Origin of the sequence: Synechococcus sp. MEDNS5 (genome assembly GCF_014279875.1) — a bacterium.
Taxonomy (GTDB): domain Bacteria; phylum Cyanobacteriota; class Cyanobacteriia; order PCC-6307; family Cyanobiaceae; genus Synechococcus_C.
Map to the genome: position 1 here is coordinate 1,256,555 of NZ_CP047952.1, position 9,477 is coordinate 1,266,031.

A 9,477-nucleotide genomic window follows, 5' to 3' on the forward strand; every position below is an offset into this window, starting at 1 on the left:
GTTCTTTCCGGACCTCATGGTTCAGCCCGACGCCGTTGGCGCTGCCATACGCCGTGCCCTCCCCGATGCCCAGGTGAGTGTGGAAGATCTCACCGGAGGTGGCGATCACCTGCAGGTGAGTGTGGTGTCCTCAGCTTTCGACGGTCTTAACCGTATTCGTCAGCACCAGCTGGTGTACAAAGCCCTGAAGGACGAACTGAAAAGCGAAGCGATCCACGCCTTGGCTCTCAACACCTCCACTCCAAACTGATCTCCTCTAGTTCTACGACGTCGACCCATGGATGCTCAAACCAAGTCCCGTATTGAGGCTCTTATCAGCTCCAGCCCTGTCTTTGTTTTCATGAAGGGCACCAAGTTGATGCCCCAGTGCGGTTTCTCGAACAATGTTGTTCAGATCCTCAACGCTCTCGGGATCAGCTTTGAAACCTTTGACGTGCTTTCAGATATGGAAGTGCGTCAGGGCATCAAAGACTTCTCTGACTGGCCGACGATCCCCCAGGTTTATGTGAAAGGGGAATTCATGGGTGGCTCTGACATCCTCATCGAGATGTACAACAACGGAGAATTGAAAGAAAAGCTCGAAGTCGCTCTCGCTAGTTGAGTTAATACTGCTGAGGATGCTCGTAGAGCGTTCGGAGGTCCCCATCAGGGCCGATGAAGCTGGAGGGGTCCATGATCCAACGCTCCACCAGCATTTCCAGTTTGGCGAGCTCTCTTGAATCCAAATCACCAGTTCGACGCAATGCGTGCAGGTAACCGTCTGCGTAGAGACGCAATTCGGAAGGGCTGTGGAAGCGACTGGTCAATTCCTGACAGGCATCACACAACGACTGGAAGTGGCGTATGGCTTCCGGATGCTGAAGGGATGTCATCTTTATTGAGGTCGGCAGCCCCTGTTACCAGATTGCCAGAGAATTGGGACTAGCGTATAACCACCTAGCCACTTCGCGTGACTCCTCCTTCCCGAGATCTGATCGTCAAAGGATCCGGACTGGTGCCGGTCCAGCAAGTTCCCGCCCCGGCTGCGCCGGCACGGGAACCATCGCGTGTGCTGGTTGTTGAGCCCCATCCAACCTTGCGAACCGTTCTTGTTCAGAGACTGCGTCAGGACGGGCATCTCACCGCGGCTGTCGCCTCTTCGTCTGAAGCCATTGAGCTCTGTCAGGAACAGACTCCAGATCTATTAATCAGCGCTGAGCTGCTCGAAAAGAGTTCGGCATTACGCCTCGGTCAACAGCTGCGATGTCCTGTGATCGTTCTCACAGCACGAAACGGTGCAGAACCTGTCGTCGGCCTGCTCGATGACGGTGCGGATGACGTGCTTCGCAAACCGTTTGGCTTGGAGGAACTCGCCGCTCGTTGTCGCACCCTTCTTAAACGTGAACGCAGCGGTCTTCAAGAACGCGTGAAGGTGGGGCCACTTGAAGTGCATCTCCTGCTTCGCCAGGTCACCCTGCGCGAAAAGCCTGTTGAACTCAGCCCCCGGGAGTTCGCCCTCCTCTGCGCTCTGCTAATGCCTCCAGGCATGGTGCGCAGTCGCCAGGAGTTGCTGAGGATGGCGTGGCCACCCTTCAGCGGAGGCCCCCGCTCTGTGGACACTCAAGTGCTCACCCTTAGGCGCAAACTTGAACAGGCTGGTCTGGGAGAGGGAGGCGGTATCACAACCGTCAGGCAGCAGGGCTATCGATTCAGCCTGGATAACCTGTCGGAAGAGTTATCCAGTTCATCCGAACTGCAGTAGCGACCACCAGTTCGGTCGTGAGCATCACCGCTGCGATGGATGCAAGCAGCTGGTAAGTCCACGGAGGCGTCAGCCTGCAAATTCCACTGGTGTCGATCCCAGTTCGATCCTGCAGAACGTTCAAAAACTGATCGAATCGCTCGAGACGTTGCGGAAGCAAGCGATGCTGACCATCCCCTGAAGTTTTGAGGTAGTAAACAAAACCTCCCTGGCTGGTCCCCACTGGCACCACGCGGTGAATCTGCTCCCAACGCAGCTGCCAACCCCGACGCAACAACCAGCGGCACCATTGAGGATGACCGACCACGAGACCGGCTTCGTCAATGCAAACCTCCTCGCTCAACAACGCCAGAACGATGAAAAGACCGAGCGGAGCTGCAATCCAAAGCGCCAATTGCAGCGAGGGGGGTGCCATCAAGGGCAAAGGCACCACGAGCGCCAGATAGACGCAAATCAGGGTTCCACGGATCAAGCTTGAAAGGCGAAAACAATCGCGCATGACTCAACGATCCTCAGGTGAACCAGGCAGTGGTTCGATCACATCGGACGGGCTGTAGCCACCGTTAAACACGTCGGCTTCACGGCCTTTCCAGAACTCGCCAAGGCGCATCAGATCAGCATGAGCTTCCTGCAGGCTTTCCAGGTACGACTCAGGCGACATCGAAGCCTTCGCTTCTTTGAGCTTGGCCAACCGCAACATCTGCAGCATCCAGGGCTTGCCAAGCTCCCCGCGTTGCTCGATGTAACGAGCCAGGTCCGATGCACTTGGTTGGGGCGCCGAAGCCATGATCTATCGAGCGGTTCTGAAACCTTAAGCAGAGTCGCGAAAGCCCGTGGCCTTTTAAGCCGGTAGTGCCCAGGCGTTCAGGCCTAGATCAGCACCGATTCGATGGCTACAGGCATAGCCACTGAACGCCACGGCATTGAGACCCTGGCCGGGGAAACAGGAGTCACCCACGCAGTAAAGACCTTTCAATCCGGTTCTGTTGAACGGCATCGGCAGCAATCCCGGTAAGCGCACGGAGGGAATCGGGCCGTAGCTACCGCCCATGCGCCCGAGGAAGCGTCGATGGGTTCGTGGCGTTCCCACCTCACGAAGCTCCACGGCCGCTGAGAGTCCAGGCAACAGCGCCTCCAGTCGCTCAATCAACCTGGCGGCATCAGCCTCTTTTTTGGCCTTGTACTGCGTGGGAGACAACCCTGACCAGGCTGAGATCTCACTCATGGTGAAGGTATGCACGATGTGGCGGCCTTCGGGAGCCAGAGAAGGATCCAACAAACTTGGAATCGAAACGAAAATCACTCCCTGTTCAGACTCGAGCTCATTCCAGTTTTCAAGAAGAAGATGATGGCAGTGCAACCCTTCAGGAATGACATCGGCCCTAACGCCAAGGTGTAACGACAAAAATGAACTAGAGGGTTGATAACGACGGCGCCAGGTTGCTTCGGCGGCAGGCGTATGTCCTGCATCCACGAGCGTTGCAACAGGTGACCCATCGCCTGCAAAGGTGTCCCAGCGGGTCGCATTGCTAACCACGCGACGGGCAAAAAGCTCCTGTCCATCGGCGAGGCGAACGCCCACAGCTTGACCACCTTCAATGATGACTTCGGTGACTCGGGACCGGTAGCGAATCTCGCCGCCGTGGCTCTTGAGTCCAGCAACAAGCTTCTCAGCGATCGTGCCGACGCCCCCCTTCGGATAGTTGATTCCGCCGGCATGACGGTCTGAAAACACCATGCCTGCATTGATCATCGGCGTGCGATCGGCTGGCATGACAGACCAGCAGAAGCACTCCATGTCAATCAAACGCAGAAGCTCCTCATCCCGGATGTGCTCACGTGCCACGTCTCCGACGTTGAAAGGAAGCCAGCGAGCGAGACCGAGACAGGCCAGAGGAGCACGGAAAAACACTTTGGCCAGATAAGCCGGATCCTCGAGGGACAGCAGGGGCATCGCATCAAGGCAACGAAACACCTGCCAACAAGTGTCGTAAAACGCGCGAATGCCTTTGGCCTCGTGAGGGAACCGTGCAGCCATGCGATCCATGAATCCGCTGTAGTCCCGATCCACTTGCATCGAGAGACCGTCCGGCAAGTGGTACTCAAGCTGCACGGGGTCTGGCACTGTGTCGCAGCTCTGACCCACATCAGCCAAGGCCCGGGTCAGAAGATTCGTATGGCCGTGCTCTCCGAAGCCGAAAATCATCGAAGCCCCCACATCAAAGGTGTAACCGTCCCTTCGGAAGCTCCCGCCCGACCCGCCAGGAATCAGATAGCGCTCGAGCACCAGCGTCTTTGCGCCCTTGACGGCCAGCTGTGACGCTGTGACCAGGCCTCCGATCCCAGAACCGATCACGATCACATCCCAATGCGGCTTGGTGCTCACGGCCACGTGCACGATTCGCGTCAGCATCCAAACCTAGGAGGCGTTGCCCGATGTGAAGGGCGATGTGGCAGTCAGAATCACCTCGGTGCGCACAGGCCGGGCCAGCAGGTCTCTGCAGCGTTCCTGAATCCGGTCGCGGATCAGATCGATGGCGGCACCATCCATTGGCTGATTGGGGTTCAGGTACACCACGACAAAGGCCGTGCGGCCCACCTCATACACCGTGACATCGAGCAACCAGCACGACAGTCCCGCGAGTAAATCTTCCAAAGCCAATCGTGTGCTGCGAATCAGATCGGATTGGGCGGAAACCCCGGCAGCCTGACCCAGTGCGGTGAGGAAGCCCTCAAGCGGCTCTCGCAGCACAACGACACTCACCAGCAACACGAGCAGTGAGTCCATGATTGGAATAAGCACGGCCAGCATCGTGCCCTTGAGCAGGGGTGTGCCCAACAGGGCTAATCCCGTTAAGCCACTGATCAACCCATCAACGCGTGCGGCTTTGGCCTCAGTGAGAAGGATTTGGGAATGGCGGCCGGTGATGACCCAGTCGTGTTGGTGACGCCAGGCCAGGCCCCAACAGATCACCACCATCGCCAAGGAGTAAAACGCCACAGGACCGAGACGGACCGGCGTCACAGCTCTGCCATTGGCGTATTCCACCACCGTGCTGAGTGCCGAAATGGCCGCAAACGACAACACTCCGATCAGGACCAACGAACGAAAGAGCACATACAACGCTTCCTGACCGTCGTACCCGTAGGGATAGGCCCTGTCTGGCGGACGCACCACATTGCGACTGATCCGTGCAGCCACCAGTCCTGATCCCACCATCACGGCTGAGTACAGACCATCAAGCAGCAAGGCATAGGACCCGGAAATCACGTGAACACCGATCCCGGCAATGGCCATCACGGCACTCGCCATCACGCCGATTTTCAAGGAGCGACGTTCAATCAGTCGGTCTTCAGGCCGGACAGGCGACATCCCTGATAGCGCGTTCCTCTTTTGCTAGCAGTAGATCGGCCAATGCCCTGTCCCGATAGGCCCCGTAGCGAGCCCGTTTGTCACGGATGCGCTCAGGCAGTTCAGGCAGGAGCCCGAAGTTCGGAGGCATCGGCTGAAACTTGCCGGAGGGTGCTTCGCTGATGAAATGCGTCAGCGCCCCCACCATTGTGGTGCGAGGGAGATCGATGGGGCGTTCACCCCGAACGAGGCGAGCCGCGTTGGTGCCCGCCAGCCAACCTCCGGCCACTGCAGCGGCATAGCCCTCGGTACCGGTGATCTGACCAGCCGCCAAAAGGTTGGGCCGTGAGCGGAACTGCAGGGTGGCATCAAGCAACGCCGGAGCTTCCAGGAATGTGTTGCGATGCATCACCCCGAAGCGAACGAACTCCGCCTGCTCGAGACCTGGAATCATCTGCAGAACGCGCTTCTGCTCCCCCCATTTGAGGTTGGTCTGGAAGCCGACAAGGTTCCACAGGCGGCCATCTTTGTCTTCCTGACGGAGCTGTACCACCGCATAGGCGCGTTTGGCCCGGCGGACATCCCGATCATTGACATCTCCCCATCGTGGATCCCAGAGGCCAATCGGTTTGAGGGGGCCGTAGCGCATGGTGTCTTCACCGCGCCTGGCCAGCTCTTCGATGGGCAAACATCCTTCAAAGAAGGTGGCACTGGTTTGATCAAAGTCCTTGAGCTCTGCCTGTTCAGCCGCCAATAAGGCATCGCGGAAAGCCAGGTACTGCTCACGGTTCATCGGGCAGTTGATGTAGTCCGCGTCCCCCTTGTCGTAGCGACTCGCCCGAAAAGCCCTTGTCATATCGACGCTGTCGCCTTCAACGATCGGGCTCGCTGCATCGAAGAAATGACAGTCAGCCCTCCCCGTGAAGCGACGCAGATCCTCTGCAAGGGCATCACTAGTGAGCGGGCCAGTGGCCAGCACCGTGACCTGGTCGGCCGCAGGAAGGGCGAGCTGCTCCCTGCGCACAAATGAAACCCGGGGATGCTGATCCAGTAATTGGGTCAGTGACGCGCTGTAACGACCACGGTCAACGGCAAGGGCACCCCCAGCGGGCACAGCATGACGATCAGCCATCTGAATGACAACAGACCCCAACCTCCGCAACTCTTCCTGGAGGAGACCCGCTGCCCGGTCACTGCTGAGTGCTCCAAAGCTGTTGCTGCAGACAAGCTCGGCACATTCAGAACTGTGGTGGGCAGGAGAACGACGAATCGGCCTCATCTCCACCAAATGAACATCGAGGCCTGCTTCAGCGACTTGCCAAGCGGCTTCCGTGCCAGCGAGTCCTGCACCGATCACAACAACGGATGGAGCTGCCAAAAGGGTCAGGGTCGATGAATCTCACCCTATCGATCGAGGCGGTTGATCCCAATCAGACCCGACTGCGCTTAAGCATCAGTTGAAGCTGGCCAACAGCGGCACGACCGATATTGAAGCCGGCCCAACCCAATGCAAGGAGGATGGGAGATGCCACGAGGACGAGCCGGAGGTCCATGAATCCAGTCGGGAGATTGAGAGATCCTAAGGATTACAGAGCCCAACGACGCTGGATTGCATCACTCCGTTTGGATTTGCAGCATTCGCTGCCAATTCCGCGCCAGGTCGGCATAGCGCCGGGCATGTTCCCTCTGAGCATCGAATGCATCGGCATCCAGTAGGCGCTTCACCTGCGCCGGCACGCCGGCGACGAGGCTGCAGGGAGGAACATCCCTCGTGACCACGGCCCCTGCAGCTACAAGAGCGCCCCGACCGACGGTCACGCCATTGAGAACGACGGCACCGATCCCGATCAGGCAACCATCCTCGAGGGTGGCGCCATGAACCACGGCTCTGTGCCCAATGGTGACGTCCGATCCAATGATGACGGGTGCGCCAGGATCACCATGCAGGACGGCACCATCCTGGACATTGCTGCCCGCACCGATCGCGATCGGTGCCATATCCCCGCGAGCAACAGCCATCGGCCAAAGGCTCACCTCAGCGCCAATCTGAACATCACCCATCACCACAGCACTTTCGGCAACCCAAGCACCAGGATCAATCCGGGGTGAGGGAAAAACGACGGTCCGCCGGCCGATCGGGTCAGTCATCGGACCAACTGCTGCATGGAGCCATCATTTCAGCTCTTCTGAACTTGTCCTGGGCGCCGATTGGACGAAGGTTCCCCCGGGTGATACTTTTCTCAGGTGCTTCACAGCACAACCTGTACCTGTGTCGACAGGCCGGTACAAGAGGGTCGCTAGCTCAGCGGTAGAGCACTCGGCTTTTAACCGATTGGTCCTGAGTTCGAATCTCAGGCGACCCATATCTGTTTAACTCATCAGCGTGCTTGGGCACCCATGAGCGATGGCTGAACTGTTCAAAGTTGCTGTTGTGGATGACGATCCACGCTTGCGCAAATTAATTGTTGAGGAGTTAACCGATGAAGGAGTCACGCCTCTTCCCTGCGAGACAGGGCAGAAACTCTTGGATCTGCTTCAGTCTGAATCAGTCGACCTGATCCTGCTCGACCTGATGATGCCTGAAATGGATGGTTTTCTGTGTCTTGAAGAACTTGTCAAGCGCTCAATCCAGGTCCCTGTGATTGTGGTGACCGCCCTGAATGACGAAGTCAAACACCAGAAAGTTCATGATCTCGGTGCAGTTGATTACATCCTCAAGCCGGATCTGTTTGAGCGTCTTCCCGAGCTTCTGAATCAACACCTTCCGAGGCCTAGGAACCTTCACGATCAGGGCTTACCAGCGGAAAGCGAAGAGTCATTTTGACTGAGCCAGTCGCTCTGGTTCCGTTGTCAGCTTTATTCCATACCATCAGCCCTCCCATTCCCTCCACAAGGTTTTTCACGACAGACATCCCAAGGCTGCAGTCCCTCCCATCCCCCAGGACTAACTTTTTTTCATCAGAGTTGGAGTGATTCATCGCCTCATCGCCTTCATAATTGAAGGCCAAGTCGGCACCATTGAGAAAAACCACCAGATCAACAGATCGAAGGGGAATAGACTCACTGACCTGCAGAGTAATCCCCTCTGATCCAAGCAACAAGCTATTTTCAAGCAGGGTATCGAGTATACGAGATACAGCGACTTGATCAAGATCAATCCAGCAGCTGGAGAGGGATTCGTCCAACTGAAAAGAAACTTTTGAGAGCCTGTCCGGCTCAATTTTATGAAGCCACTGATCTAAAAATTGTCGTAGTGGAGCACGCTTCAGGTTCCAATGAAAATGATCCGTATCCAACTCTGAAAGGAGCAACAGATTGTCAACCAGTGCCGCCATCCGCTTGGTTTCATCGATGGCATCGTTCAATGCACGATCCAATGGAGCAACCAGTTGAGACTTGCGATCCAGGCGGCGCAAACTACCGGTGAGAATGGCGAGCGGCGTACGCAATTCATGGGCCAGAGTGTTGATAAAAGCGCGTTGTTGTTGGAGCGACTTTTCGAGGGGCTCAAGATCTCTGAAGATCAGCAATGTGAAGACACCGCCCATTTCAGAGATTGGACGCCAAGACACCATGCGTTGCAGGACATCCGGTTGATCTCCAGCAGGAGGCGAGATTGGCTGAACCAGCAAGGAGGTCTGTCCTTCACCCAACCGAGCCTGGTTCAAAGGGTGATGGGGATCCGACAACGCAAGCAACCGTTGATCGAGATGGCGTAAGCGAAGCAATGCCTCCAGGGGCTTTCCGATCACGCGCAAGGAAAGACCGGCACCCCAAAGATCAGCCGCTGTTTGATTCACCCAGCGCACATGACGCTCAGAATCAACGATCAGCATGGCTTCACCGGTGGCGTCAAAAGCCACCCGCAGCAATCCAAGGGATTGACGCAGCTGGGTCACGAGTGCCGAGGCCTCAGGATGCGGCGTCGCGGATCCTTCAGCAGGCATGGGGGCCTTCCAGGGGCCTCAACGTGGCCGCAAAACTCCAGCCTTCTTTCGAATCTTTTTCAGCAACGATGAAGTGTTCACTGCGGATCACCGAGCCGTCCGCACAGATCGTGGCCAGCTCTAGAGGGTGATTGACCACCTGGGACGACTCGGTGATCTGAAAACGGGCGAAGCCGGCGTGGTGGAGTTCACGGAACTGCTCAGGAAGGATCATCCCGAGGGTCTCTCCGAGGAGCGATGAATCCCATCCATAGATCGCGCCAAAACGATCATTGAACTCAACCACAAGCCCTTCTCGATCGGCGCGAACAAAGGGAAGGTCGAAACGCTCGCGCAAGGACGCAACCGCTCCTGGAGTCCAATCCATCGAGGATTCATCGTCTTAGTCCAGGTTAGGCCTGAGGGTTGAGAGCAAGCGCAAACAGGCAGTCCGAGCT

General features: G+C 57.1%; 14 protein-coding genes and 1 tRNA gene. 5 read left to right on the forward strand and 10 right to left on the reverse strand.

Going from position 1 to position 9,477, the window contains the following annotated elements:
* Window positions 1-16: 16 nt before the first annotated feature.
* Both SynMEDNS5_RS06720 and grxD read left to right on the forward strand, forming a co-directional pair.
* Entirely contained in the window at window positions 17-250 is a 234-nt protein-coding gene (locus tag SynMEDNS5_RS06720) for a BolA family protein (RefSeq protein WP_186582684.1), read from the forward strand.
* Between the two features lie 27 nt (window positions 251-277).
* Entirely contained in the window at window positions 278-601 is a 324-nt protein-coding gene (gene grxD, locus SynMEDNS5_RS06725; protein ID WP_186582685.1) for a Grx4 family monothiol glutaredoxin, read from the forward strand.
* 1 nt (window position 602) lies between these two features.
* On the opposite strand, the gene SynMEDNS5_RS06730 is transcribed toward grxD, so the two are convergent.
* Entirely contained in the window at window positions 603-872 is a 270-nt protein-coding gene (locus SynMEDNS5_RS06730) for a DUF6761 family protein (RefSeq protein ID WP_186582686.1), read from the reverse strand.
* A gap of 122 nt (window positions 873-994) precedes the next feature.
* Here SynMEDNS5_RS06730 and SynMEDNS5_RS06735 point away from each other — a divergent pair, with 122 nt between their 5' ends.
* Entirely contained in the window at window positions 995-1,741 is a 747-nt protein-coding gene (locus SynMEDNS5_RS06735) for a response regulator transcription factor (protein ID WP_186585888.1), read from the forward strand.
* Here SynMEDNS5_RS06735 and SynMEDNS5_RS06740 read toward each other — a convergent pair.
* From SynMEDNS5_RS06740 to SynMEDNS5_RS06770, 7 genes are all read right to left on the reverse strand, one after another.
* Complete coding sequence (locus SynMEDNS5_RS06740; RefSeq protein WP_186582687.1) at window positions 1,689-2,240, reverse strand: hypothetical protein; 552 nt, start codon at window positions 2,238-2,240, stop codon at window positions 1,689-1,691. The genes SynMEDNS5_RS06735 and SynMEDNS5_RS06740 overlap by 53 nt on opposite strands.
* Window positions 2,241-2,243: 3 nt before the next feature.
* A complete protein-coding gene (locus SynMEDNS5_RS06745) occupies window positions 2,244-2,528 on the reverse strand; it encodes a hypothetical protein (protein ID WP_186582688.1) in 285 nt (94 codons plus the stop codon).
* 54 nt (window positions 2,529-2,582) lie between these two features.
* A complete protein-coding gene (crtH, locus tag SynMEDNS5_RS06750; RefSeq protein ID WP_186582689.1) occupies window positions 2,583-4,154 on the reverse strand; it encodes a carotenoid isomerase in 1,572 nt (523 codons plus the stop codon).
* 6 nt (window positions 4,155-4,160) lie between these two features.
* Window positions 4,161-5,114, reverse strand: a complete 954-nt coding sequence (locus SynMEDNS5_RS06755; protein ID WP_186582690.1) for a cation transporter — start codon at window positions 5,112-5,114, stop codon at window positions 4,161-4,163.
* Window positions 5,095-6,471: an FADH(2)-oxidizing methylenetetrahydrofolate--tRNA-(uracil(54)-C(5))-methyltransferase TrmFO gene (trmFO, locus tag SynMEDNS5_RS06760; protein ID WP_255440041.1), complete on the reverse strand. Its 1,377-nt coding sequence runs from the start codon at window positions 6,469-6,471 to the stop codon at window positions 5,095-5,097. Before trmFO ends, SynMEDNS5_RS06755 begins: the two co-directional genes overlap by 20 nt.
* A gap of 52 nt (window positions 6,472-6,523) precedes the next feature.
* Entirely contained in the window at window positions 6,524-6,646 is a 123-nt protein-coding gene (locus SynMEDNS5_RS06765; protein WP_186582691.1) for a photosystem II protein Y, read from the reverse strand.
* 61 nt (window positions 6,647-6,707) lie between these two features.
* A complete protein-coding gene (locus SynMEDNS5_RS06770) occupies window positions 6,708-7,241 on the reverse strand; it encodes a gamma carbonic anhydrase family protein (RefSeq protein ID WP_186582692.1) in 534 nt (177 codons plus the stop codon).
* Window positions 7,242-7,384: 143 nt separating this feature from the next.
* Between SynMEDNS5_RS06770 and SynMEDNS5_RS06775 the strand changes: the two genes are divergently transcribed.
* Window positions 7,385-7,456, forward strand: a tRNA-Lys gene (locus SynMEDNS5_RS06775).
* Window positions 7,457-7,497: 41 nt separating this feature from the next.
* Window positions 7,498-7,917 (forward strand): response regulator, encoded by a 420-nt coding sequence (locus SynMEDNS5_RS06780; RefSeq protein ID WP_255440042.1) that lies wholly within the window; start codon window positions 7,498-7,500, stop codon window positions 7,915-7,917.
* On the opposite strand, the gene SynMEDNS5_RS06785 is transcribed toward SynMEDNS5_RS06780, so the two are convergent.
* Window positions 7,865-9,040 carry a histidine kinase dimerization/phospho-acceptor domain-containing protein gene (locus SynMEDNS5_RS06785; RefSeq protein WP_186582693.1) on the reverse strand — a complete coding sequence of 392 codons (1,176 nt, stop codon included), beginning with the start codon at window positions 9,038-9,040 and terminating at the stop codon, window positions 7,865-7,867. The two genes, SynMEDNS5_RS06780 and SynMEDNS5_RS06785, sit on opposite strands and share 53 nt — an antisense overlap.
* Window positions 9,030-9,407 (reverse strand): PAS domain S-box protein, encoded by a 378-nt coding sequence (locus tag SynMEDNS5_RS06790; protein WP_186582694.1) that lies wholly within the window; start codon window positions 9,405-9,407, stop codon window positions 9,030-9,032. The genes SynMEDNS5_RS06785 and SynMEDNS5_RS06790 overlap by 11 nt, the downstream gene beginning before the upstream one ends.
* Window positions 9,408-9,477 lie beyond the last annotated feature (70 nt).